Origin of the sequence: Candidatus Bealeia paramacronuclearis (assembly GCF_035607555.1) — a bacterium.
Classification (GTDB): domain Bacteria; phylum Pseudomonadota; class Alphaproteobacteria; order UBA9655; family UBA9655; genus Bealeia; species Bealeia paramacronuclearis.
The window spans coordinates 851,509-876,723 of sequence record NZ_JAVHWZ010000001.1 but is presented as its reverse complement, the minus strand read 5'-3'; the positions used below and the strand labels follow the sequence as shown (position 1 = coordinate 876,723).

General features: G+C 41.3%; 24 protein-coding genes and 1 pseudogene. 17 read left to right on the top strand and 8 right to left on the bottom strand.

Annotated features, from left to right (window positions below):
- The first annotated feature begins 14 nt into the window (after positions 1–14).
- The 8 genes from bamA to rpoN all read left to right on the top strand — a co-directional run bounded on the left by bamA (position 15) and on the right by rpoN (position 8,828).
- Positions 15–2,303: an outer membrane protein assembly factor BamA gene (gene bamA, locus Bealeia2_RS04430; protein WP_331255902.1), complete on the top strand. Its 2,289-nt coding sequence runs from the start codon at positions 15–17 to the stop codon at positions 2,301–2,303.
- A 13-nt stretch (positions 2,304–2,316) separates the two neighbouring features.
- Positions 2,317–2,913: an OmpH/Skp family outer membrane protein gene (locus Bealeia2_RS04425; protein WP_331255901.1), complete on the top strand. Its 597-nt coding sequence runs from the start codon at positions 2,317–2,319 to the stop codon at positions 2,911–2,913.
- A gap of 62 nt (positions 2,914–2,975) precedes the next feature.
- Positions 2,976–4,013: a UDP-3-O-(3-hydroxymyristoyl)glucosamine N-acyltransferase gene (lpxD, locus tag Bealeia2_RS04420; RefSeq protein WP_331255900.1), complete on the top strand. Its 1,038-nt coding sequence runs from the start codon at positions 2,976–2,978 to the stop codon at positions 4,011–4,013.
- Positions 4,014–4,017: 4 nt separating this feature from the next.
- Positions 4,018–4,500 (top strand): 3-hydroxyacyl-ACP dehydratase FabZ, encoded by a 483-nt coding sequence (gene fabZ / locus Bealeia2_RS04415; RefSeq protein WP_331255899.1) that lies wholly within the window; start codon positions 4,018–4,020, stop codon positions 4,498–4,500.
- Between the two features lie 28 nt (positions 4,501–4,528).
- Positions 4,529–5,380: an acyl-ACP--UDP-N-acetylglucosamine O-acyltransferase gene (gene lpxA / locus Bealeia2_RS04410; RefSeq protein ID WP_331255898.1), complete on the top strand. Its 852-nt coding sequence runs from the start codon at positions 4,529–4,531 to the stop codon at positions 5,378–5,380.
- Positions 5,358–6,209 (top strand): LpxI family protein, encoded by an 852-nt coding sequence (locus Bealeia2_RS04405; protein ID WP_331255897.1) that lies wholly within the window; start codon positions 5,358–5,360, stop codon positions 6,207–6,209. Before lpxA ends, Bealeia2_RS04405 begins: the two co-directional genes overlap by 23 nt.
- A complete protein-coding gene (gene lpxB, locus Bealeia2_RS04400) occupies positions 6,206–7,318 on the top strand; it encodes a lipid-A-disaccharide synthase (protein ID WP_331255896.1) in 1,113 nt (370 codons plus the stop codon). The genes Bealeia2_RS04405 and lpxB overlap by 4 nt, the downstream gene beginning before the upstream one ends.
- Positions 7,319–7,385: 67 nt before the next feature.
- Positions 7,386–8,828 carry an RNA polymerase factor sigma-54 gene (rpoN, locus tag Bealeia2_RS04395; RefSeq protein ID WP_331255895.1) on the top strand — a complete coding sequence of 481 codons (1,443 nt, stop codon included), beginning with the start codon at positions 7,386–7,388 and terminating at the stop codon, positions 8,826–8,828.
- Between the two features lie 67 nt (positions 8,829–8,895).
- Here rpoN and Bealeia2_RS04390 read toward each other — a convergent pair whose 3' ends face one another.
- On the bottom strand, positions 8,896–12,048 hold the full coding sequence (locus Bealeia2_RS04390; RefSeq protein ID WP_331255894.1) for a leucine-rich repeat domain-containing protein: 3,153 nt from the start codon (positions 12,046–12,048) through the stop codon (positions 8,896–8,898).
- A 208-nt stretch (positions 12,049–12,256) separates the two neighbouring features.
- Here Bealeia2_RS04390 and ctrA point away from each other — a divergent pair, with 208 nt between their 5' ends.
- Complete coding sequence (ctrA, locus tag Bealeia2_RS04385) at positions 12,257–12,991, top strand: response regulator transcription factor CtrA (RefSeq protein ID WP_331255893.1); 735 nt, start codon at positions 12,257–12,259, stop codon at positions 12,989–12,991.
- 47 nt (positions 12,992–13,038) lie between these two features.
- On the top strand, positions 13,039–14,520 hold the full coding sequence (locus Bealeia2_RS04380; protein ID WP_331255892.1) for an Npt1/Npt2 family nucleotide transporter: 1,482 nt from the start codon (positions 13,039–13,041) through the stop codon (positions 14,518–14,520).
- Positions 14,521–14,523: 3 nt separating this feature from the next.
- On the opposite strand, the gene Bealeia2_RS04375 is transcribed toward Bealeia2_RS04380, so the two are convergent.
- The 3 genes from Bealeia2_RS04375 to Bealeia2_RS04365 all read right to left on the bottom strand — a co-directional run bounded on the left by Bealeia2_RS04375 (position 14,524) and on the right by Bealeia2_RS04365 (position 17,008).
- On the bottom strand, positions 14,524–14,895 hold the full coding sequence (locus Bealeia2_RS04375; protein ID WP_331255891.1) for a 2TM domain-containing protein: 372 nt from the start codon (positions 14,893–14,895) through the stop codon (positions 14,524–14,526).
- A 61-nt stretch (positions 14,896–14,956) separates the two neighbouring features.
- Positions 14,957–15,712: a pentapeptide repeat-containing protein gene (locus Bealeia2_RS04370; protein WP_331255890.1), complete on the bottom strand. Its 756-nt coding sequence runs from the start codon at positions 15,710–15,712 to the stop codon at positions 14,957–14,959.
- Positions 15,713–16,024: 312 nt separating this feature from the next.
- The gene (locus tag Bealeia2_RS04365; RefSeq protein ID WP_331255236.1) at positions 16,025–17,008 is read right to left on the bottom strand and encodes an IS5 family transposase; all 984 of its coding nucleotides are present in this window, start codon (positions 17,006–17,008) and stop codon (positions 16,025–16,027) included.
- 147 nt (positions 17,009–17,155) lie between these two features.
- Between Bealeia2_RS04365 and Bealeia2_RS04360 the strand changes: the two genes are divergently transcribed.
- The gene (locus Bealeia2_RS04360) at positions 17,156–18,127 is read left to right on the top strand and encodes an IS701 family transposase (RefSeq protein ID WP_422388038.1); all 972 of its coding nucleotides are present in this window, start codon (positions 17,156–17,158) and stop codon (positions 18,125–18,127) included.
- A 110-nt stretch (positions 18,128–18,237) separates the two neighbouring features.
- On the opposite strand, the gene Bealeia2_RS04355 is transcribed toward Bealeia2_RS04360, so the two are convergent.
- Together Bealeia2_RS04355 and Bealeia2_RS10535 are read right to left on the bottom strand one after the other, a co-directional pair.
- A complete protein-coding gene (locus tag Bealeia2_RS04355) occupies positions 18,238–18,444 on the bottom strand; it encodes a transposase (RefSeq protein WP_331255451.1) in 207 nt (68 codons plus the stop codon).
- A gap of 58 nt (positions 18,445–18,502) precedes the next feature.
- Positions 18,503–18,841: an IS630 transposase-related protein gene (locus tag Bealeia2_RS10535; protein ID WP_331255450.1), complete on the bottom strand. Its 339-nt coding sequence runs from the start codon at positions 18,839–18,841 to the stop codon at positions 18,503–18,505.
- On the opposite strand from Bealeia2_RS10535, the gene Bealeia2_RS04350 reads away from it, so the two are divergent.
- Complete coding sequence (locus tag Bealeia2_RS04350; RefSeq protein WP_414437844.1) at positions 18,728–19,084, top strand: transposase; 357 nt, start codon at positions 18,728–18,730, stop codon at positions 19,082–19,084. The two genes, Bealeia2_RS10535 and Bealeia2_RS04350, sit on opposite strands and share 114 nt — an antisense overlap.
- A 151-nt stretch (positions 19,085–19,235) precedes the next feature.
- Here the strand turns inward: Bealeia2_RS04350 and Bealeia2_RS04345 are convergent.
- A pseudogene (locus Bealeia2_RS04345) lies at positions 19,236–20,038 on the bottom strand (IS630 family transposase).
- 308 nt (positions 20,039–20,346) lie between these two features.
- Between Bealeia2_RS04345 and Bealeia2_RS04340 the strand changes: the two are divergent.
- A complete protein-coding gene (locus Bealeia2_RS04340; RefSeq protein WP_331255888.1) occupies positions 20,347–21,042 on the top strand; it encodes a response regulator transcription factor in 696 nt (231 codons plus the stop codon).
- The gene (locus tag Bealeia2_RS04335; RefSeq protein WP_331255887.1) at positions 21,039–22,358 is read left to right on the top strand and encodes an ATP-binding protein; all 1,320 of its coding nucleotides are present in this window, start codon (positions 21,039–21,041) and stop codon (positions 22,356–22,358) included. The genes Bealeia2_RS04340 and Bealeia2_RS04335 overlap by 4 nt, the downstream gene beginning before the upstream one ends.
- Here Bealeia2_RS04335 and Bealeia2_RS04330 read toward each other — a convergent pair.
- Positions 22,342–22,605 carry a BolA family protein gene (locus Bealeia2_RS04330; protein WP_331255886.1) on the bottom strand — a complete coding sequence of 88 codons (264 nt, stop codon included), beginning with the start codon at positions 22,603–22,605 and terminating at the stop codon, positions 22,342–22,344. The genes Bealeia2_RS04335 and Bealeia2_RS04330 overlap by 17 nt on opposite strands.
- Before the next feature lie 69 nt (positions 22,606–22,674).
- On the opposite strand from Bealeia2_RS04330, the gene Bealeia2_RS04325 reads away from it, so the two are divergent.
- From Bealeia2_RS04325 to Bealeia2_RS04315, 3 genes are read left to right on the top strand one after another with little or no spacing between them, the layout of a single operon-like run.
- A complete protein-coding gene (locus Bealeia2_RS04325) occupies positions 22,675–23,664 on the top strand; it encodes a KpsF/GutQ family sugar-phosphate isomerase (RefSeq protein WP_331255885.1) in 990 nt (329 codons plus the stop codon).
- Between the two features lie 11 nt (positions 23,665–23,675).
- Entirely contained in the window at positions 23,676–24,275 is a 600-nt protein-coding gene (gene lptC, locus Bealeia2_RS04320; RefSeq protein ID WP_331255884.1) for an LPS export ABC transporter periplasmic protein LptC, read from the top strand.
- Positions 24,276–24,278: 3 nt separating this feature from the next.
- Positions 24,279–25,214, top strand: coding sequence for an LptA/OstA family protein (locus Bealeia2_RS04315; RefSeq protein WP_331255883.1), 936 nt, complete (start codon positions 24,279–24,281; stop codon positions 25,212–25,214).
- Position 25,215: the final 1 nt, after the last annotated feature.

Genomic DNA, 25,215 nt, shown 5'->3' with positions numbered 1-25,215 from the left:
GGTTGATAATGGTCTTGAAATCAAAAACGTCTCTGTTTCTTCTCTCAACAACGCTTGTGGGATTACTTTCAACAAGCTCTCTTTCGGGAGCAAAGATTCATTCCATTAAGGTGGAAGGCAATAACCGGGTCGAAACCCCAACGATTTTAACGTATGTCCCTATTCATATCGGCGATGATTTTGATCAAGAAAAGATTGAAGATGCGTTAAAGGATCTTTTCGCAACTGGACTTTTTGCAGATGTATTTATTGAAGAATCCGGAGACACCCTTCTGATTAAAGTGGTTGAAAATAAAATCATCAATCGTATTGTATTTGAAGGCAATGATAAGATCAAAGACGAACTCCTAGTAGGACAAATCGGACTCCGCCCTCGTGAAGTTTACACCGCAGGTCGTGCGCAAGGAGCCGCCCAAAAAATTCGCGATATTTATCGCCTGAGCGGTCGCTATGGAGCCAAAATTGAGCCTAAGATTATTGAACGTGATCAAAACCGCGTAGACCTCGTATTTGAAATTGAGGAAGGAAAACCGACCCGCATCGACCGAATTATATTTGTGGGGAACAAACGCTTCAGCGAGGGACGTCTAGAATCCATTGTAATGACAAAAGAAACACGCTGGTACCGCTTCTTTACGTCTGATGATACTTATGATCCTGATCGCATGGCCTATGATCGAGAGCTTTTGAGAAAATACTATCTCAACAATGGATATGCCGATTTTAAGGTCGTGTCTGTTGTTGCCGAACTTGATCCAGATTCCCAAGATTTTTATATCACTTACACCTTGGATGAAGGTGAACCTTATGAATTTGGGGAAGTAAAAATCATCAATAATCTGGCCAAATTTGATGCATCTCAATTGGAATCTGAAATTACGTTCTCTCAAGGAAATAAGTACAAACTCAAAGAAGTCGAAAAAACTATCGAAAACCTAAATCGCGCTGTGGGCGATCAAGGATTTACCTTCATTGAAATTGAACCTAAGGCTGAGAAAGATGCCGAAAAACACACTGTGAAAATGACCTTCGAGATTAAAGAAGGCCGCCATGTTTATATCAACCGCATCAATATTCGCGGAAACGATAGAACAAACGACAACGTTGTCCGTCGTGAATTTCGTTTGGGAGAAGGCGACGCTTACAATGCCACAAAACTCAATCGCAGCGAACAGCGCATTAAAGATTTAGGTTATTTCAAAAAAGTTGAACTCTCTGAACAAGAAGCAGGTGCCCCAGATAAAGTCGACATCAACGTAGACGTTGAAGATCAAGCCACAGGTCAGCTTCAATTTGCAGCAGGATACTCCACAAGCGAAGGCCCTTTGGGCGCCATTATGGCTAATGAACGCAACGTCATGGGTGAAGGTTATATCTGGAATATGCGCACAATGGTCAGCCAAAGAAGTGTTGATGCAAGAACCGCTTTCTTCGATCCTTATTTCTTAGACCGCAGACTTTTGGGCGGTGTCGAGGTATTCTACACCCAACGCAAATACGATACTCGCAAAACATTCTCTGATGATTACCGCATGTCATCGGTCGGATCCTCATTCCAAACAGGATATGAAATCACAGAATCCTTAAGGCAAAATTGGAACTATCTCATTAGGGAAGATCATTTAGGATCCTTCCGGCGAGGTCTTTCCCCTTTTGTGGCCGCGCAAAGTGGAGATTGGTTAGTATCTGGATTTGGACATTCCTTAGTCTATGATAAACGCGATAGCCGCATTGATCCAACGGCTGGATATTACGCCTCCGTCGGCAATGACTTTGCTGGTGCAGGTGGTAATGTGCGCTATATCAAAAATAATTTCAGTGTTGGACATTACCTTCCTATTGACGATGATAATACTTGGGTTTTGGCGACAAAAGCTGAAACCGGAATTATGAATGGTTTGGGCAAAACAACACGTGTTGTTGACCGCTATTCCTTAGGTGGCGATAGCCTGCGCGGATTTACAGATAGTGGAATTGGACCTCGTGATCGCATCACTCGCGATGCTCTTGGCGGACAGTATTATTATCTGGCCACCGTGGAGTTGAATTTCCCCCTTCCCTTGCCCAATGATTTTGGTGTAAAAGGTCAGCTCTTTACTGATATTGGAAGCCTTTGGGATTCAGGAAACTCAAGCACACGGATTGTCAGCAACGACTCTAAAACACGTGTAGGTTCGGGCGTTGGGATCACATGGAAATCCCCTGTGGGGCCTATCGGAATTACCTTTGCAAAAGCCGTACGCAAAGTTAAAGGTGTTGATTATACTGAAACTTTCAGAGTTAACTTCGGCACACAATTTTAAAGGAGAACGAAATATGAAAACTTTAACATCCCTTTTACTCACTTCTGCAGTTTTAATTTCTGCGTCTTCATTGTCTGCAACAGATACACCAGCAGCGCTTCCTCAACCCAAAATTGCGGTTGTTGATGTTCAGGCCATTTTGGATAAATCCACAGCGACACAAGGTGTGAAAGCGGAAATCGAAAAACGCCGCGCTGAAATCCAAAAAGAAATGAGCACTTACGAAACAGAACTTCGTGGTAAAGACCAAGAGCTTGCAAAACAACAAAAAACTTTACCTGAAAAAGAATTTTCTCAAAAACGTCAGGATTTTGAAAAACGCGTTGCTGAAGTTCAAATGAAACTTGAAGTTTTGAAAGTTCAACTCGAGCAAGCTTTTGATACGGCACGTCAAGATGTCTATCAAGCGTTCTTGAAGTCTTCCGATAAAGTGAAGCAAGACGTTGGTGCGAACATTGTTCTTTATAAAGAACAAGTCGTTCTTGCAGATCCAAGTTATGACGTGACAGAGAAAGTTTTGGCCACATTGAACAAGGACCTTCCCAGCGTTAAAGTCAAATTTATGGCGACCGCTGAGATCGAAAAACAACTCAAATCACAAACAAAGTAAAATGAATAAAGGGACACCTGAAATTTTTGGGTGTCCCCTTTTCATAGTAGTCGGATTGATACATGGCGGATTCAAAATTTTTTAGTAATAAGGGCCCCTTCACACTTGAAGATTTGGCAAGAATTGGTGAATGCGAAATTCATCGCGGGGATGTCACACTTTCAATTACGGACGTTGCCCCTATGGATGCCGCTTCATCTGGTACCATTTCTGTACTCAACAATCCCAAATATGTGAGTGTTTTGAAAACCACTAATGCCTCTGCTTGCATTGTGGCAGAAGAGTATGTGGAGGAAGCCCCTCCCTCTATGCCACTTTTGGTATCTGAGGCGCCTTATCGATCATATGCGTTAATCGCCAATGCATTTTATCCAAATACCGCAATTCAAGCTGAAATTCATCCTTCCGCAGTTATTCATCCTTCCGTCAAGATAGGCTCAAATTGTAATATCGCCCCCCTTGCTGTTCTTGAAGAGGGTGTAGAACTTGGAAATGGAATTACGATTGGTACGCATACGTTTATTGGGCGCGGTGTTTCCATTGGTGATGGATCTATAATTGCTTCTCATGTTTCTATTGAATATGCGCTTATTGGACGCGGGGTCCATATTAAAACAGGCGCCCGCATAGGCCAACAAGGATATGGATTCTTTATGGATGACACTGGTCATAAAGGTGGTCATGTTCCCGTCCCTCAACTCGGACGCGTCATCATTCAAGATCATGTTGAAATCGGCGCCAATACTACCGTTGATCGCGGAAGTGGGCATGATACTGTTATTGGTTATGGAACTCGCATTGATAATCTTGTTCAAATTGCTCATAATGTTCAAACTGGTAAGGGTTGCGTGATTGTGGCGCAAACGGGTATTTCCGGCAGTACAAAATTAGGTGATTTTGTTGCGATGGGTGGGCAAGTGGGAATGATCAATCACTTGAAAATCGGATCAGGTGCTCGAATTGCCGCACAGAGTGGTGTAATGCGCGATATCGAACCAGGAGAAGTTGTCGGTGGAACCCCTGCAATGCCTATTAAATCTTTTTATCGCCAACTCGCAACTCTACAGCGCTTGACAAAGGAAAAAGCCAAGAGAGGATGATTTTATGACGACACTTACAAATGAGAAACCGGTTATGACTCCAGACTCCATTACAATCGAATACGATGAGATTATTCGTCTCATTCCCCATCGTTTTCCGATGCTTTTGATTGAAAAAATTATCGATGTCGTTCCTGGCGAAAGCGCCGTTGGAATCAAAAATGTTTCTATTAATGAATGGTATTTTCAAGGTCATTTCCCCAAAAAACCAGTAATGCCAGGAGTTCTCATTATCGAAGCAATGGCACAAACTGCAGCTGCTATGGTCATGCATTATTTGGGAACACACGATAAAGAAAAGCTTGTTTATTTTATGGGTATCGATGAAGCAAAATTCCGCAAAATGGTGGGGCCTGGTGATGTTCTTCATCTGTCTGTGAAAAAACACCAACAACGTGGTCCCGTCTGGCGCTTTAAATGCGAGGCTTATGTTAATGGTGAACTCGTGGCCGAAGCCATGGAAACCGCAATGATCGCCGATAATTAATTCATTTTTACATAACGAAAGATTTTTTATGACTGCTCAAATTCATCCCACCGCTCTTGTTGATCCCAGTGCACAACTCGGGGAGGGCGTTATTATTGGCCCCTACTCCATTGTTGGTCCCCATGTTCAATTGGGCAAAAATGTCGTTTTAAGATCTCATGTTGTAATTGAGGGGCATGTCAGCATTGGCGAAAATACTCAAATTTTTCCATTCGCGGTTTTGGGACAACCTCCGCAAAATATAAATTACAAAGGTGAACCTTCCCGCATTGAAATCGGCTCCAACAACGTTATTCGTGAGCATGTGACCATTCATCCAGGAACAGAGCATGGTGGAATGGTTACAAAAATTGGCAACAATTGCTATTTCATGGTGTCCACCCACGTCGCCCACGATTGTGAGCTTGGAAACAATATCATTATGGCCAATAACGCCACCATCGGCGGCCATGTCAAAGTCGGTGACTTTGTGGTGATTGGAGGACTTGCAGCCATTCATCAATTCGTCCGCATCGGCGAACACGCCTTTATTGCAGGAACCGCCGGTGTCAATGAAGACGTAATTCCTTTTGGGGCCGTAATGACCATTAAGTCCCGTTTGGGGGGCCTCAACCTTATGGGAATTAAGCGTCGCGGTTTTTCCCGGAATGAAATGCATAATCTCAGAAATGCTTACAACTTACTCGTGAGCGATAAGACCATAAACCTCAAAGATCGCTTAAAGAAAATCGAGGACACCTATTCCGACTGCCCGGCCGTCAAGCGTTTAATTGATTTTATCAATGCGGAACCCGACAGACCTCTCTGTCTTCCTTCTGAAACATGGGACTTCCATGAAACTGAGGAACTTGAGAATAATGCAGCAAGTGCCAGAAGATAGTTCAAAAAAACCACTCGCCCTTTTTGCGGGCAGTGGAGATTTGCCAAGACTTCTTGTTAAATCCTGTGAAAAACAAGCTCGTCCTCTTTATATTCTGGCCTTTCAAGGGCAAACTGAGTCAGATCTTGTCGAAGGACGTCCTCACCTCTGGGTTCATTTTGGTGAGGTTGGAAAATGCCTCAAATATTTAAAATCGAATGCTGTTCAAGAAATTGTTCTGGCAGGCGGAATGACCCGCCCCTCTTTAAGCGAAATTCGACCTGATCTTAAAGGCGCCTTATGGCTTGCTAAGCTTAGCGCCAAAGCGTTAGGCGACGATAGTTTTCTCAAACTCCTCATCCAAATGATGGAAGCCGAGGGGTTTAAAATTGTAGGCGCCGATCAGATCTTACAAGATGTTTTGGCGACTAAAGAAACACTTGGCACATTAGGATCTGTTTCTCCTGATGCAATAGCGCGCTCTGACATTGCCCGTGGTCTTGAAATTTTAAAAGCCTTAAGTAGCGCAGATGTGGGGCAAGCTGTTGTTATTCAACAAGGCCTCGTCTTAGGTGTTGAGGCCATTGAAGGCACCGACGCCCTCATTAAAAGAGCGGGTGAGCATGCACGCCCTGGTGAAAAAGGCATTTTGGTTAAAATAGCCAAAACCTCTCAAGACAACCGCGCGGATCTTCCAACTATTGGCCCTGAGACCATTAAAAATTTGGCCAAAGCAGGACTTCGAGGCGTGGTGATTGAAGCCGGTCGCTCTCTCCTCCTACATCGGGAAGAAACCATTCGATTGGCGGATGAGGCCGGAATTTTTATTGAAGGCGTTTTGTTATCGTGAAGGAAGACTTCCCCACGCGTCGCCCCTTTTATTTCCTCATTGCAGGAGAGGCCTCAGGTGATCAATTGGGAGGTCAACTCATGCACGATCTGAAAACTCGACACAAAGGCGAAATTGATTTTATCGGCATCGGCGGCCCCCGCATGCAAAAAGAGGGGCTTCAAAGTCTTTTCCCCATGGAAGAACTCTCCATCATGGGGATTTTTGGAATTTTGGCCAAACTCCCGCATTTGCTTAAACGTTTAAAACAAACAATCATAACAATTCAAAAGGAAAAACCCGATGTGGTTGTAACCATCGACTCTCCTGATTTTTCATTTCGCGTGGCCAAAGCGATCCGGAAATCACGGACAGAAAACTCCCCCAAGCTGATTCATTATGTGGCTCCCACTGTTTGGGCTTGGCGCCCGGGGCGCGCAAAAAAAATTGCTAAAATTTATGATGAACTCTGGTGCCTTTATCCTTTTGAACCCCCCTATTTTGAAAAACATGGTCTTCCTACAAAATTTCTCGGCCATCCTTTGGCCCAAATTCCCGAAGGCCATGCTGCACGCTTTTATGAAAAATCTGGAATTCCTGAAGGCACACCTCTTCTCACCATTTTACCAGGAAGTCGCAAGAGTGAAGTCACCCAACTTCTGCCTCTTTTTATGAAAGCCTCCGACGTTTTTCTCAAAACGCATCCTCAGTATAAAGTCATTCTTCCCACGGTTCCTCAAGTCGAAACTCTGGTCCGTGAGATGACAAAAAATTGGGACGCACGTCCTTATATTTTTCTTGGAGATGATATACGCCGAGATGCCTTTGCAACCACCTCAAAGGCTTTGGCGGCATCAGGAACCGTAGCCCTTGAGCTCGGTCTTTTTTCTGGCGCCCCCTTTGCCATCGCCTATCAAATGAGTGCAGCTACAGCGATTATTGCACGCAGACTCATCACAGCCAAATACGCGTGTATGGTCAATATTTTATTTGATCAAGAAGTCATTCCTGAATTTTTACAAGAAAAATGCACTGTTGAAAATATGGTTAGGTTTTTGAATCAAGCACCCAGCTCTCAAGACGATCATCGTAATGCACTGAAAGAAATGCTCACCGCAAAATCCGCATGACAATCTTGTCAAAACTTGCGACAATTCCCTTGTAACGGCGCCTTACAAATAAAAAACAGGGAAAACCATGCCGCTTCAACAACGTCTGGATCAAACCCAGACGCAAACACTTACAATGACGCCCCAACTGCGGCTTGCCATCGAGCTTTTGCAGATGACTAATCTTGAGCTTTCCCAATTCCTTGAAAACGAACTTATTCAAAATCCTCTTCTCGAACATGATGAGACCACCAAGGAAGAAGATCAAACACCAATTGATGAGTCGGAAGAGACTCTCAATTTAGACGATTCGCAAGATCATTGGGACAGCCTGGATGGCGACGAGAACAACGTCTTTCAAGACGAAAAAAGTACTCTTAATAACATTGCAACCCAAGATCATCATTTTGACGATGGCAAGGAATTCGACATCGAAGACATTCGCGAAAAAAGTCTTCAGGATTATCTTTTCGAGCAACTCCGTATTGAAGCCAAAACACCACAAGAACATTTCTTAGGAGCCCTCCTCATCCATAAAATCTCAGAGGCCGGCTATTTGGAGGATTCTTTAGAGGCCATTGCCCTTCAAATGAATTGTCTACAAGAAGAGATCGAATCTGCGCTTGATCTCATTCAATCCTTTGATCCACCAGGAATTGGGGCCCGCAATTTAAGTGAATGTTTGCGCCTGCAATTCGAGCAACAAAAATCACTCACTCCCCTTCATGCTCAGTTTTTAAAGCATCTCGATCTTTTAGGGCGAGGACAATTGAAAGACCTCCAAAAACTCTTGAATTGTGATGAAGACGCTTTAAAAGGTCTTATTCAAGATATTCGTGCCCTCAATCCCAAACCCGGGGCCACTTTTCAATTTGAGGATCCGCAAACCCGCATTCCTGATGTCTTTGTACGCTTTGATGAGAAATCACAAAATTGGCATGTGGAGCTTAATTCTGAAACGCTGCCCAAAGTCATGATGAATCAAAAGTATGCGGCATTATTAAAATTAGGGGGCACCGAAAAGGACACCAAGACCTATTTAAATCAACATTTTCAATCCGCAAATTGGCTTTTAAAAGCTATCGATCAGCGCGCCAAAACCATACTCAAAGTTGCAACCCAAATCGTGCACCATCAAGAAGATTTTTTTAAATACGGCATTCGCTATTTAAAACCCCTTGTGATGAAGGAAATCGCCGACGCCATCGAGATGCACGAAAGCACGGTCAGCCGCGTGACCAGTAACAAATATTTAGCCACACCTCGCGGTATTTTTGAGTTTAAATTCTTCTTCACAACAGGAATTAATAGCAGCGCCGGCGGTGATGCCCTTTCATCTGAACACGTTCGTATGCGCATTCAAAACCTTGTGGAGAACGAACCCCCAGGAAAACCTCTTTCAGATGAAAAATTGGTGGAAATTCTTGAAGGCGAAGGCATTGAAATCGCCCGCAGAACCGTCGCCAAATATCGAGATCAATTGAGCATCCCCCCAGCTTTTGCCCGTAAAAGACAAAAAGTTTTGGGGTGAGAACTTTAGTCCCCCTTCAAACTCCATACCGAAACCCTAAGCCTTACTATACTTTTCTGCGGAAACTTCAGGTTTGTTCTTCCTCATCTTTGCCCGTTGATTTTGATTTCAAGCCTTTAAGTTTGAGTTTCAAGTGCCCAATCGTCATTTCATCCTCAAATGTGATGCCCTTTACAACTTTTTCATTAAATATATCCTGTCCAATTGTAACACTTTTCAAGTTTTTAAGATGGGATAATCCCATTAACCGAAGGTCTTCTGAACCATTACAATTAAACATTTCAATTTTACTATTCTGACCAAACGTAAGTGTCTTTAAATTACTATTATTATAGAGAGAGAATTTCTGCAGCCCTGTGAGAGGAGAGACATCAAGTTCCTCTATCAATGATTGCGAAAGAGAAAAATCAAAAAGAGCCGTATTGGATTTGCTGAATGTCAACTCTTTCAGCTGATCATTTCTAAGTGAGAGATCCTTTAACGCCACGAGAGATTTAAAGAACGAAACCTCATCTAATTTTGTAATGGCCGAATCCAAAATAGTCAAGTCCTCCAAATCTTTATGATCTTCACCCAACGTAATGGATCTTAACTTTTTATTACCCTTCAAATGGATAGTTTTAATGCCCTTGAGGGATGAAAAATCCACTTCCTCTACGGCGGAATCCCAGAGCTCAAATTCTTCGAGCTTTTTATTTTTCTCACCAAATATAAAAGATTTCAAAAGTGGATTATCAAATAATTTGAGAGTTTTCAGACTTTCAAGAGGAGAGGCATCCAACACATCTAGTGAATTTTTAATATTTCCTCCACATATTTCTAAAGACTCAACAAATTTATTTTTCTCACCAAACACAATTGACTGCAAAGGTGCGTTCTGAATATTCACCCTTGTCAAATTCTCAACGGCCGCTAAATTAAGATCAGTGATTTCTGATTGTTGAACTGATAAAAACTCCATATTCTTGAATGTCTGTGGAAACGTAAGGCTCTTAATCTTTGAGTTATTCAATGCTAAATTTTGAATTTTTTTGAATTGCAATAGAAGATCTGTATTTTTATCAATTTGCAGCGCCCCTACTTTTTCAAAGACAACATCCCGAAAAAATTGATTTTGTGCAAGAGTAAGAACATGGGGAGAGGCTATCTTAACAGTCGCCGAATCATCCCATCCAATATCATCTAACACATGCCCGAGCATCGTTTTTAATCGTTTTTGATGAGATTTTACAAATTCTCCATTTGCTGAAGACAATGTTATAAAGTTTTTTAGAAAATCAACTCTGGATTCATTGTCCGTTAAAGGTCTTTGAAAAAGAGTATAGAGAGGATGACTCACATCCTTCGTTTTGACCAATAAATGGATGATATCTTGCGCCGTTTTGACATCTACATCCTCACTAATCTCTTTTCCCAAAGGCTTTAGAGTTTTCAAATATGTTTCCTGAAGTTTGTCCTTCACGGTATGCACAAAGGCATGTTTCAAATCTTCCCAGACATCAAATTTAAATGAAAATAATTCTTTTTTATTTTCTTTATCCAAGATTTTGATCTTGAGACTTCCTGCTAAATCTTTCATTCCATTTTTGTCTTTACCACCCCTCACAGAATCAAGATCCAATTGATAATCATAACGGGGATTTACGAGTGTAAAGATTTTGACAAATGAGTTTTTCAGCCATTTCTTTTGATCTAAAAGCTGATTTTCAAAAGGAAACGGAGCCAATTTTAAATTAAAAACTTTTGAAAATACATTTACAAAATTCACAAAGCCTGGCGTTAACTCATTATTTCCAGACAGGTATTGAATAGACAAATCATTTTTGTCATTCAAATCCCCAACAACCCGATTCCAATCAGAACGCACATCGCGCGCACCAGAATTAGCCTTCCCAGGACTATATTTTTCAAAAAATTCTTTAAAATTTTTGAAATACCTACTTTCATTATTTTTCATATAACTTTCAATAAAACTCAAATCATAAGAATTCGAAATTCTATCATAAAGAAGCATGGAAAAAATATGACGGCCTGAAATTTCTGCACAATCTTGAAATGTCTTATTTGGCAATAACTTATCTGATTTTCGATCATAACGCTCCGTACTTCCATTACTGGAAAGATGGCTTCCAGATTTAAACGGAATCATTGAAAAAAAGGTTTGCTCAACGAAAATATCAAAAAGATCGTCTATTTTCACAGTCTTTTTTTTATAAATTTCTTCAAAATCGTCTTTTTTGAGAATATCTCCTTTTAAAGGAATTTGTTTATTTTTATCTACAATCTGTTTATCTAACTCTCGGATTAGATCGAAGATCTCTGATTGTTCACTAAACTTTTCACAAAAGAAAGCTGTGATAATTTGCTCAGTTGTATGTGGTGGATAAAAAGCTTTTTTTTCTTCATCAACAGCTCCATTAATTAATTTGAGAATTTCTTTTGCCGCATCAAAACGCTTTTTAAATAGGTTTTTTTCTATGATAGTCTCAATATTATTAAGATCTTTCCCCTCTTCCAAAAATTTGTTAATTTGCTCGTAGGACTCTTTCGGAAAATCATCAGCTAACATAAACGTCTTTAAAGTATTTAAAATCGCTTTTTCTAGTAGTCCTATTAATTTTTTTGTTTTCTCCAATTTCTCTTGATTTTCAAATTTATTTTCCTCAAGGGTTTTTCTTGATTCAATAAGACTTTTGATATAATTTTTTAATTTCTCTTTTTTTTCTTTTTCATCCTTTGAAAAGAGCTCTTCGAAAAGTGCATCCTGGATGTCTGATTTTATTTTTAAAAAGCTCTTTGAATTTTTTTCAGACTCCGCACGTAATGCATGCACATAGTTTAGCATAAGGGCTACACCCTTAGGCGTTTTAAGTAGACGTGCAAAATTTTTATTCCCTTCTGTTTCAATCGTCAAATGCCCAGCAGGAGAGGGAAATAATTCTTTCAAAAACTTCCAGACCGGATCCTGAGATTTATCTTTAATAAAACGACGTTCACCATTCTCTTCACCATATTCAAAATCACCATCTAAGCGAAGCGATTCAATAAAGCCACTTTCCAAGGCGGCTTCTCCCACAGTGGGATCATAAGATTTTTTGAGAAAAAACTCAGAGATGCCTTTAAAAGCGTTAGGTGGCATTTTCGCCTCAGCCGCCGATGGGGCAAAAGCTGAGGATGCAAGCAAAATTGAAGAGCTCAAACGACGAAATTTCTTTTTCATAAAAACCACCCACAACATACAATTATCGTATTTTTATTATAAAATTAAAACTGTAATGATAAAATTAATTTTTCTTAAAATTTGAGGCAAAACAAAGCGTATTTCAGCTTATCTCGTCTCACCTATTTTTTTGCTTAACGAATGTGCAAAAATATGGTTTACTATAAATAAAAAAGGGTCAAAGGCCTATATAAAAGGGAGAAATATCATGCGCGTTCTGCTGGTAGAAGATGATTCGTCGACGGCCAAAAGTGTTGAATTAACGCTCCGCGCGGAAGGCTTTATTATAGACACAACGGATCTGGGGGAAGACGGTATTGAAATCGGAAAGCTCTATGATTACGACATCATTATTCTGGATTTAATGCTTCCGGATATGGACGGCTATGAGGTCTTAAGGCGTCTTCGCGCGTCCCATATTACAACGCCGATCTTGATTCTATCAGGCCTCAATGAGATCTCCGATAAGGTCAAAGGCCTGGGATTTGGTGCCGATGATTATCTCACAAAACCTTTTAATAAAAATGAACTCACTGCGCGCGTTCAAGCTATTATCCGCCGTTCAAAAGGTCACGCTGAATCAAGCGTCAGAACTGGCCGCTTAGTCGTGAACCTTCAAGATCATACCGTTTTTATAGATGGACGCCCCCTCAGACTTACCGGAAAAGAATATGCCATCCTTGAACTTCTTTCTTTACGCAAAGGCGCAACACTCACCAAAGAAATGTTCTTAAATCACCTTTATGGGGGAATGGACGAGCCTGAATTAAAAATCATCGATGTCTTTATTTGTAAGCTTCGAAAAAAAATTACGGATGCTTTGGACGGAGAAAACTATATCGAAACCGTCTGGGGACGTGGCTATGTCCTTAGAGACCCTGAAGAAATGACGGGTACAGGCTTTGAGTCTTCTGAATTGAAAAAACCAAAACGCATCGCTTAATTTTTTCATTCTGTTAACGACCCTAAAATTTAAAATAAAGACTTTACATGACGCATCAGCACGTTTCTTTTTTTCAAAAATATATTTTTCCCATTGAACGCCAAGAGCGGCAAAAGTTTTATTATTTTGCAGTTTTAGCATTTTTAATTTCCGTTGGAAATTTGAATCTGACGGGACTCAGAGACTCTCTTGTGATTACCGCACCCAATTCTAGCGCAACAATACTCGTTTATTTAAGGTGTTTTGGATCACTTCCCATCGGTATTTTATTTGTTATGTTTTTTTCTTGGATGATTGATCGGTTTTCACGCAGATCAATCTTTAACGTCTTTTTTCTGAGCACCTCAGCATTCTTACTTTTCTTTCCATTTTTTCTTTACCCTTCAATTGAACGTTATCAACCCTCTCCCCAATATATTGAAAATCTGATTCAATCCTATCCGCATTGGAAATGGTTTATCGTGATCTATGGCAATTGGTTAATTTGCATTTATTATCTCATTGTTGATTTATGGTTGGGTGCTTCTTTTACTGTTTTATTTTGGCAATTGGCCAACCAAGTTGTCACAACGCATGAAGCCAAAAGATTTTATCCCGTTTTCATTGCCATTGGAGGACTCGCCTCTATTGCCTCAGGTATGGGCGTTGTAAAACTCGTGAATATGGTTCTTGCCTCCCCTTCTGATCAAGGACAAGTTTGGACTCACGTTTTTCAACTCGTCTCTGTTTTAAGCGTTGTTTCATTTCTCATAGCCGTCAGCATTCATATTATTCTGTGGGAACGGCCTTTTATGCTAAAACACAAAACGCCACCAAAAGATCGATCAAAAACATCAATATTTCAAGGATTTCATTATCTTTTTAATTCCAAGTATTTAAGATGCATTTTTTTAATACTGCTTTCCAATGAAATGATCTATGAATTCACAGCTTTACTCTGGAAAACAGAACTGAATAAAATTGAGACCTCGCCAGACAATTATAATTATTTTCTCTCTCAAGTTCGCATTTGGGAAGGGATAGGCGTTGCAATTATTGCTTACATTTCAAAAACATTTATCCCTCAACTTGGATGGAAATTTGTAGCTTATATGGCGCCATTATTAACGGGACTTTCGGCCACTGTTTTCTTGAGTGCTCTTTTATTAAATGGGCATTTTCCAGAGTTTTCTCAATTATCATCTCTCATCATTTACATTGGAACCGCCAATACAATTATTATTTCTCTTGTATACTATGCATTCGTATACACAACAAAAGAAATGGCTTACATCCCCCTACCTACGGATATGAAAGTCAAGGGAAAGGCTGCTGTTGATGTCTTAAGTTTTGATATTGCCAATGGCGGAAGCGCCGGCACGGATGCCATTCTAACGGCTTATTTTGCAGCAGGTCTTTTAATTACTCTCCCCTATGCTTCTGTTTTTGTTTTTATACTCCTTGGAATTTGGTTTTACAGCGTGAGGACATTGGCCCCGCTTTATGAAGAGCTTATCAAAGTTGAGGGAAATGAAAAATCAATGAATTAAATTTTATTTCTTCTCTTCCAAATCATTTTTCTTTGTGAGTTTATCTACTTCCTTTTGCTCCCATTTTTGAGAAGTAAAAGGTAATATTGAACTGATAAAAGGCAAGCTTCCTGTTTTTATCCCCTTATAAACGATATAAAGAGCCCCCCAAAAATAAATGTATTTGGGCCAAAAACTCATCCCATGATCATAAAGAAAAAATATAATGGTTCCTACAATTGAAAAGATAATATAAACTGTAAGACTCACATAAAACTCTCGCTTACGTCTTACAATTTCTTGGGCTTGATCCTTATCCATCACAACCTCCCCCTTAATATACTTTCTATTCTCTATTTTAACAGGAAAATTATTAATAATATATTTACAATTCAAAAAAAAACCTCAGTCCGAAAACTGAGGTTTTATAAAAGGATTAAATCTTTTGATTTTTATTTTAGTTTGAGTGATCTTTTTTACCTGCAGGCTTCAGTGGCATCATAGCAGGAGCTGTTTTTACGGGCTCAACTTTCGTAGGCTTTGCATGATGGGCATGAGGCTTTTTGTGATGCTCATGCTTCACCACTTTGTGCTCTGCAGCTTTAGGGTGATGCTTTTTGTGCTTTTTATAATGCTTCTTCTTCAGCACCGCCACTTCCTCTTGACCATAAACGGTGATCTTGTCGAGGTTTTGTGCACCAGAGTGATAAAGCATTTCTTTAACAAGTTCCGTTGTCTCAGCCCAATAGAAATTGGCGCCAGCGAGGTTGCCACCTATGAAATTTGTATCTGCAACAAAGGCTCTTTCAAAGTTCGCATCTTTGAGGTCTGCGGCCATGTTGGCATCCACAACAGTTGCTCTTTCAAAGTTCGCATTGGGAGCCATTGCAGCATCTAAATTCGCACCGGTCAAATTCGCACGTTCAAAATTGGCAAAGCTAAGATTAGCCCCCATTAAATTCGCATGCTCTAAGTTAGCATTTTGAAGATTGGCTTTTTCAAGATTAGCACCACTTAAATTGGCACCGGCCAAATCCACGTGGGAAAGGTCTTTGCCAGCAAGGTTTGCTTTTGACAAATCGCAATTCACACATTCGCCCCATTTTACATCAGATTGCAGACGATCCATATTGGATGTTGCGCATCCTGTAAGTCCTGCAAGCGCAAGGACGCTAAGCAAAGAAAGGCCTGGTGTTACAAAGTTTTTTTTCATGAGAGTCTCCCTAAGAGATGGTTTGATATATTCTTATTTTTTAATAAGCGATTGAAGGCTATTAAAATTATTTACATTTAGCAAGCCCTGAATCTCTCAATTTTAAAAACTTACGACACATTGTAATTTATGCAACACTCTTCCCTAAGAGACTGTCTGATAAAACAAAAAGAAAGGCCATTGCATAATTAATAAAAATTCCAACTGAGGTCCTGAAAAGCTAATTTTTGAGTTTTTTAAATTGAGGGGGATGATATTTTTCTTCGTCTCTTTGTTCTTTTTTTGCTCAAATACTCACTTAACTCGCCTGATTTATCCATAAGCAACCTTATTTGTGGCCTTTAAGAGGTTAAAGGCTATGGCTTTTAGGGCCATTTGTCCTTGAACTTTGGGTGTTGTAAAATAGGATGCTCTCGTGAATTTGAATTTTCGTTTTAAGGTTCCAAATCCTTGTTCCACCCTATATCGAATCTTCGAAATCATCCGGTTAAATACTTTTTGCCAATGGGTTAAGGGCTTATTTCTTTTCGCTTTCTCCATCAACCCGTTCTTAATCCCCTTAGACCTCAGCAAGTCTTTGTTTCCTTGGGAAGCATACCCTTTGTCTCCATAAAGCCTCTTATCTCGACGCTTCTTCACAACCTCTTCCAACTCTCTCACTTCAGAGACATGCGCAGGCGTCACGTGAACCTGATCAATATATCCGTCCTCCTGGTCAATGACCATAAAGCCTTTGTACCCAAAATAGCTCCGTTTCCCCTTCTTAAGCCATGTGGCATCTGGATCTTTGGAAAGGGTTACCTGCTCTTCAACAGCATATTCCTTGTCTTCTTCACGATCAACAGCCATCCCCTCCATTTCTTTCCGAGGACGTGCCGCTGATTCGATAAGCGTCGCATCTATAATCGCTCCTTGGGATTCTTTCACTTTTAATCCCTTTTGTTCTAGTTGATAATTGATCATTGCAAGGAGGTATTCCCAAAGGTTTTGACTGATCAACAAGTTGCGAAATCGACAGAGCGTCGTATGATCAGGCACCTTTTCCAACCCCGTGATGACCATAAAGTCCAACCGAACCCTCAAGGCTTCTTCCAACCCCTCATCGCTTAAGCTATGCCAAGCCTGCAAAATCAACGCCTTCAGTAAATTGACTGGTACGTACCCATTGGGGCCATAGCCAGATCTTCCTAGTTTCCCCATATTTTGCTTTACACTCTCCCAGTCGATAAGGCTAAAAGCTTGGATAAGTTGACTGTTCTTTAAACGCTCTCTGGCTTCACGATTTAAAAAGGACATTTTCGATCACTCCTGCTTTTCGGACTTTCCTCAGTATATCCTTTCTCTCCTCATCCCTCAATTATGCAATGGCACGAGTTACGCAGTTTGCAGGAGAAGAGAGAAGAGATAAGGTGAGAGGGAATATTTATTAAATGAGAAGAAATGATGTCTCGACACAAATGCACAAAATCACTTTATCGTTCATTTTTACAAGCCAGCAGTGTGCGCTATTCAGGGTTGGCACTTTCGGAGGTGTCACCGATTCCATTGTCGCATGACAGCGTCAATCGATGGTTGAGTTCTAGTGCATTGCGTCCGAGCGGAGTGTGGAATCTTACTCAATCTCTTATTAACAAGAAAGAACCTTGTTTTTTAGTATGTGACGATACAATTTTGGATAAAAATCGGAGCGAGAAGATAGAGCTTGTGCATTATCAGTATTCTGGGAATGCCCATGATGTTATTGCGGGGATAGGTCTTGTCAATTTGGTATGGCATGGCCTGAGGAGTCATGACTCTATTCCTGTTGATTATCGTATTTATGATAAAGCCAGCGATGGCAAAAGCAAGAATGACCATTTCAGGGAAATGTTAAAGCTGGCTCAAGACAGAGGGATAAATCCGGATGACGTGGTTGCAGACGCTTGGTACTCGAGCTTGAATAATCTGAAGGCCATTGAATCCATAGGCTGGACATGGGTGATGGGGTTGAAGAAAAACAGGAAAGTGAATCGTGGAGAAACTCTTGAAAAGCTGGACATTCCAGATGAAGGACTGAAAGTTCACTTACGCGGATATGGATGGATTACTGTTTTCCGGTTTGTTGCCAAAAACGGTCGCACGGATTATATCGGAACCAATAGGGATAATCCCTCTCGTGATCATATTGAACTGGTCATGAAATCGCGTTGGAAAATCGAAGTTTATCATCGGGAATTAAAGCAAACATGCGGTCTTGAACGCTGTCAGTCTCGCACGGGACGAGCCCAAAGAAATCATATATTTCTTGCCATTTCGGCTTGGATTCAAAGATTTAAAAGACGACTTGCTGGAGGCTTCTCTTTTTATCAGCAGCAGTGGGATGTTATTAAGCATGATATCTCTAGAGAAATAACAAAACTCATGTCTTTCGCTTAGATTCCCACCCTTTTGCTGCAAACTGCGTAACTCGTGAATGGTCTTTATTTGTGAAAAGCGGCATTGTCCATAATCAGGGTGGTATTTTTTGATAAACCCGGCAATAAAACCTACTCAAGCCAAGCATTAAAAAGATCTGCATGACATCCACCTTGAAAGGTGAAAGGCGCCACGAACGCACCCTTCATGAGACCGCCAATGATACTGGCACGCTCTCTTTTTTGGCCCGGGATCTCCGCGTAAACCTTTTGTCCGCGCGGCGCCCAGGCATGCTCTCGATAAAGGCGATTATCAATCCCAGCTTCATCAATCCACACGATTGTTTCAGGATCTATTTTCTCAAGCTGTTTTATAAATTCGGCCCGCTTGTCTTCGTTACGTTCTTTGTAAAGCGTCGTCTTTTTTTCGTGTAATGTTTAAACGTTTAAGCCATTTACTCACGTTTTGGAATCTCAACCCCAAAGCTTCGGCGATTTGTTTGAGCGTATGATCCGGATTTTGAGCGACGTAGTCTCTGAGTTTTTGCTCATCGACTTTACGCGGATAAGAAGTGCGTTTTTTCGGTTTAATATCCCCTTGTTTATGAAGACATATCCATCGATAGATCGTGGCTTCTCCAACGTTAAAAACCTTTGCAGCCTCCCGCTTACGGCCGCCGCTCGTAATGTAGGAGATGACCTTTTTCCGCAGGTCTTCCGAATATGCTTTTGCTATTCCCTCCTTATACCTAAACTTTTCCTAAAAATCTATCTATTTATAGGGGAAGGACTATATAAGCATGGGACCCGTGTGCGGAAAGTGTGGCGGAAACTTAGCCTTGCCACGGATGAACATGGTGAGATTATCGCGGCAACATTGACAAATCATACTAATAGCGATTGTAATCAGGTTGATCCCCTTCTGCGACAGATTGACGCTCCCATTGCGGAGGCCATTGCTGATTCCGCCTATGATTAACCTCCCACCTATAGTGCTCTTGAAGAGCATCAACTCCGTCACGGACAAGACAAACCCATCATAGCCGTCATTCCGCTCAATACAGGTTTTCGCAAGGAAAGTGACACAGATCCTGCACAACGCTTGGCCAATATCCGCGTGATATACTCCTTTAACTTGAAGATGCCTTATTAAGGATCTGAAAGTTATCATTAATGAGGTCAACCATAGAGATGGCGATTTGAGGCCACGTAGCAAAGAATGCGTCAATGGCATCCCTAAATTCAGCAGCACTTTGAAAGACACGATTGTTGCGTACGTACTCGTTCATCACTTTCCATAATCGCTCAATTGGATTCAAGTTTGGACTGTATGGCGGCAAATAATGAAGAACGATCCCATATTTTTCAGCGGCGCTTTGTGTCTTTGCTGATGTTATAAGGGCCCCTATCTAAAATCTGGTGAATTTTTGGGGCCTTGGGATATTTCTTTCGCAAGGCGGCAAAATGCTTTTCCATGGCCTTGCTATCAATGGTTTCATGGGCTGCAATAGTCACATCCATCGTTTCCAAATTAATGGAACCCAAGAGATTTGGATAAACTCAGCTTGTTTTACTGGATCTGCTTTCGAAGGTGTGCCCTTAGTTTTTTGAAAGAAAAATTGTTGCGAATGAGCTATTTGTTCATTCGTTGCCCTCAAGATGGCTGATCAGCTGCAAAGTTTGATGAGGGGTAAGACGGCTTTCAGAACCGCCATTTTCAGGTTTCAGTTTCCTGCTAGCTATTCTTGTAATCGTTGAGGTGATTTTGAACAGTTTCATAGCGAATACGCAAAGCCTGAGCGATTTGCTTTTGAGTCCATCCTTCCGCATTTAACAAAACGGCTTTGATGCGATCAGCCACGCGACGATCTCTTTCTTTACTGTGCTGAAATTCTAGATCTTGTTTTTCTTTATTTGTCAGTTCAATTTTCATGCCTTGTTTATAAATAAATTTTATTGAATTACAACGGTTGTTTCGTTTACTCCTCTGATTAATAAGGCCTCTTCATTGGCGAGAGGTATAGAAGGCCTTTTCATTAGCGAGAGGTATATACCCCTCAGAAATGAAGAAGCCGCATTAACGGGCTATAATTTGAGAAAAAAAGGGCGCAACCATCCAGGTTCAACGACAGATTCTTTCAAATTCCTCTGGAGCTCCACGACCTCTTTTTTCTAAGGTTCAGCCTTTGCCTTCAAATTCAGCACTTTCAGTTTGAAAGGGCATATATTATAATTACTTTTATGACGCATGTTCCACACATATTAATTGTTGATGATGATGAGAGACTTCGTGAGCTTCTCAAGAAATTTTTGCACGAAAATAATATGCGTATTTCAACGGCGTCCGATGCTGCAAAGGCTGCAGAGCTTTTGAAAATTTTCGTCTTTGATCTCATGATTTTGGATGTGATGATGCCCGGAGAAACAGGCTTTGAATTTATCCAAAGACTAAAAACAACATCAGATCGCCTTCAATCCCTCCCTGTTTTATTGCTCACCGCTATGGGCGAGGTTGATCACCGCATTGAAGGATTATCTTATGGGGCTGATGATTATCTTTCAAAACCTTTTGACCCAAGAGAGCTTCTGTTAAGAATTCAAGTCATTCTAAAACGAACGCAAGCTTACGACTCAGCAATCAAAATTAAATTAGGAAGCGTTATTTACGATCCTGAAACGAATCATTTGAGCCTCAACAATAATGCAATTTCGCTTACAACGGTTGAGAGCAATCTTCTTAAAATTCTCTCAAAATACCCAGGACGTCCCCTTTCGCGTGAAGAGTTGGTTGAGCTTTATGGAGAGGAAATGAACCCCCGCACCATCGATGTTCAAATGACTCGATTACGTCGAAAGATTGAGAAAGATCCGAAACTGCCACGTTATCTTCAGACTGTGCGCGGAAAAGGTTATGTTCTGATGACGGATACTGAATGATCTACGCACTTCGCCATCCTTTTAAATCTCTCAAAAAATTCCTCCCCAAAACAATGTTTGGGCGATCTCTTTTTATTTTGATTGCCCCGCTTGTCTTGGTCCAAACGATTTCCGCCTACATTTTTTTTGATCGCCACTGGGAATATACCACCAAGGTTTTGGCGCGTGACATTGCAGGGGACGTCTCACTTTTGGCTGATCTTTATGAGAAAAACCCAAAAAGCTTTGAATTCATCAAAGGCATTGCGGGATCTCAGCTGGGATTTTCCATGAAATTACTTCCTCAAAAAAAGCTTCAAAAAGCAACCGACCCCCGATGGATCGATAGTTTTTTGGACTTTGAACTTCAGGAAAAACTAAGGCGCCCTTATCAATTTGAGATTTCAAACACTGACATTATTATTGAAACCGAGGTCAATAAAAGGGTTCTTGAGTTTACAACACCCAGGAAACGACTCCTTCCCAAAACCACACCGCTTTTTGTCATGTGGGCGGCAGGAACATCAATTTTCTTTTTATTTGTGGCTGCCATTTTCATGCGTAATCAAGTCAAACCGTTAAGGCGTCTTGCGATTGCTGCTGATCGTTTTGGTAAAGGACGCGATTTCCCCGATTTCAAGCCCGAAGGGGCCACAGAAGTTCGAAAAGTTGCCCAAGCTTTTTTATCTATGAAAGATCGACTCAAACGTCAAATTGGCCAAAGAACAGAAATGCTCGCGGGCGTCTCCCATGATTTAAGGACTCCTCTCACACGGATGAAACTCCAACTCGCGATGATGGATCAAAACGGAGATGTCAAAGGTCTCATCACAGATGTCAGCGACATGGAGCGCATGGTTGAGGGATACCTGGCCTTTGCACGCGGAGAATCCCATGAAGAATCCCGTCATATTGACATCAATCAACTCCTACAAGAGGTGATTGATACACGCATTAAAAATGGAAAGATGATCCATTTTACACCCGACAAAAGCCTTCCTGTCGTTTTACTGCGCCCTCATATGACAGCACGCGCCCTTGGAAACCTCATGAACAATGGTCTGCGTTATGGAAATCAGCTTTGGGTTTCTCTTGAAAAATTCAAAGGTACGGTCGTAATTTCAATTGAAGATGATGGCCCGGGAATTGCGGAAGAAAAATGGGAAGATGTTTTTAAACCGTTTTTCCGTCTTGATTCTTCAAGAAACACCTCAACGGGAGGCGTTGGCCTTGGTCTTTCCATTGCGCGCGATATTATCCGCAATCAAGGGGGAGACATTGACCTCTCAAAATCTGAACAAGGCGGCCTTAAGGCCAAGGTCACGCTTCCGCTATAACCTCAATTCTTAAAGCATGAACGCCGGATTGAAGTTCCCTCTCTAAAACCTCATAAACCTTGCGATGCTGTTGAATACGATTCATATTTTTAAAAACAGCCGATCCAATGCGCACAAAATAGTGAGTCTCACCCGAAGATTTACTTCCTGAATGACCTTGATGCAAATGGGATTCATCGATCACTTCGAGACTCTGTGGATCCAGTGCAGTTTTTAATTTCTTCTCAATTTTTTCTCTCATCGGCATTTTTGAATGGATTTTTTTCATAATTCTATTATAAAAGGATAAAGTTTATTGAATGCATGCTTGGATCCTATGTCAGTTTCATCTTTAAAGATAGTCCCTAAAACAACGAAATCCCTCGAGGAAGCTCGTCGCGTCCTCACACTTGAAGCCAATTCTTTAGAGAGTTTAGCGAATCATTTAGATCACAGTTTCACAGAAACGATCGAAATTTTAAACCGTATCCAAGGTCGTGTAATTGTGACAGGCATTGGAAAAAGCGGACATATCGCTAACAAAATTGCAGCAACACTTTCTTCCACAGGAACACCTTCATTTTTTATCCACCCCACAGAAGCCAGTCATGGCGATTTGGGGATGCTCTCGAAAGAGGATGCAATTATGATTCTCTCAAGTTCTGGGGAAACACAAGAGCTTTTAGACATCATTGGATTTGCTAAACGATTTGGAATTCCCCTTATTGGCATCACAGGAAGTGCTGAAAGCACCCTTGGAAAAGCTTCCAACGTTGTTTTAACGCTCCCCCCTTATCAAGAGGCCTGCCCCCATCAATTGGCTCCCACAACTTCTACAACTTTAATGTTAGCCTTGGGTGATGCTTTGGCTGTAGCACTTCTTCAAGAAAAGGGGTTCTCTGCGCTTGATTTTAAGAACCTTCATCCTGGAGGAAAGCTGGGCGCGCGTCTTTCTCTTGTATCTGATCTTATGCGCGATCAGACAGATCTTCCTTTATCATCTTTAAAAACCCCCATGAGTGAAGCACTCATTCAAATGACACAAAAGGGTTTTGGCTGTTTGGGAATTATTGATCAAGATAAGAAACTCTGCGGAATTATCACCGATGGAGATTTGCGTCGCCATATGTCACCGACTCTTTTGAATATGACAGCTGAAGAGGTCATGACCCCCTCCCCGCTTACGATTTCAAAAGAAGCTTGGGCTCAAGAAGCCCTTCACATTATGAATGAAAAATCGATTACAAGTCTTTTCGTTATTGCTGAAAATAGAACACCATTAGGGCTTATCCGTCTTCACGACTGTTTAAAAGCTGGTCTTTCTTAAGGCAAATATAAATGAATTATTCTCGCGCTATTTTCATTCTCAAAATCGCACTGCCTTTAGCAGGTGTCTTCATGCTATCCCTTGTATTTTTGTGGCCTTATTTGGAAAATCAAATTCTTGAGAGCACAGAATTTGCAAACCTTTCGCATCCAGATGTTGTTGAAAATCGAATGCTCCATCCACGATTTATGTCAACGGATGAAAACGGAAGGCCTTTTGAGCTGGGGGCTCACTGGGGAAAACAACTCACTGAGAATCAAGCGCAATTGACGAGTCCTCATGGCAAAATGACGAACGCCAAAGGCATTGAAGTGGATTTAAAATCCAATGCAGGAACCTATGCCAATGATCAAAAAGCCGTAGATCTTACAGGAGATGTCGTTTTAACCACAAGTGACGGCTACAAAGTCCAAACGGAAGCTGCGCATATTGATATCAATACACAAACGGTTGATGGTAACGTCCCTGTTCAAGGTGAAGGACCAATGGGCTCTCTTAAAAGTCAAAATGGATTTACAGTGGTTGAACGTGCTGATGAATCAGGTAAGATACTAACTCTTAAAGGCAAATCTCAAGTGATTATCAACTCAAAAGCCGCTAAGGAAAATTAAAAAATGAAAATCATTTTTCTCTTGAGCCTGACACTTCTTTTTTCAACGACACTTCAGGCCGAGGAAGAAGTTGCAAAAGAAAATTCCGCCGCCAATCTCCTTTCCTTAGGGCAGAGTGGTGGTAGCATACCTATTGTCATTGATGCCGATGAATCTGTTGTCTGCGATGAAGCCACCAACAGCTGTGTTGCAACAGGAAACGCCCGTGCCCAAAGAGGCACATTTGTGGTCAATGGCACAAAATTGACTGTTTACTTTAAAGGATCCGGCCATGATCGGGAAATTAAGGAATTGATGGCGGATGGAAATGTCTCCCTCGTCAATCCCACTGAAGCCGCTTATGGCGATCACGCTCACTATGACGTGGCGTTAGACCGCGTTATTTTAACCGGTGGCGATCTGAAACTTGTGACACCCGATCAACTTATCACTGCCCGCGATTCCCTCGAATTCTGGCAAATCAAACACCAAGGCATTGCCCGGGGAGATGCCGTAGCCCATTTCCCTAAAAAAGAGCAAGTGGTTGAAGCCGATACCCTCATTGCTTATTTTGTTCCCAAAGAAGAACGAGAGAAAAACACTAAAAACAAAGAAGATTCGGCCAAAGATAAAATGTCTCTGAAAAAGATTGAAGCGGAAGGCAACGTTCTTGTGTCCACACCCAAAGAAATCGCCTCAGGAGATCGCGGAGTTTACAATGCGGCAGCAGACATGTCCGAACTTTTTGGAAATGTCAAAATCACGCAAGGTGGAAATCATATTCGCGGGGAATACGCAATTATGAATATGAAAACCAATGTAGCCCAATTATTCGCTAAAAACCCCAACGATCCCGTGTCTGATCAAAAACCAAAACGCATTCGGGGCATTATCATGCCTAAGGACGCAAAAAACATGAGAAAAGCTGATGAGACAAAAAAATCATCAGAAGCATTGTAAT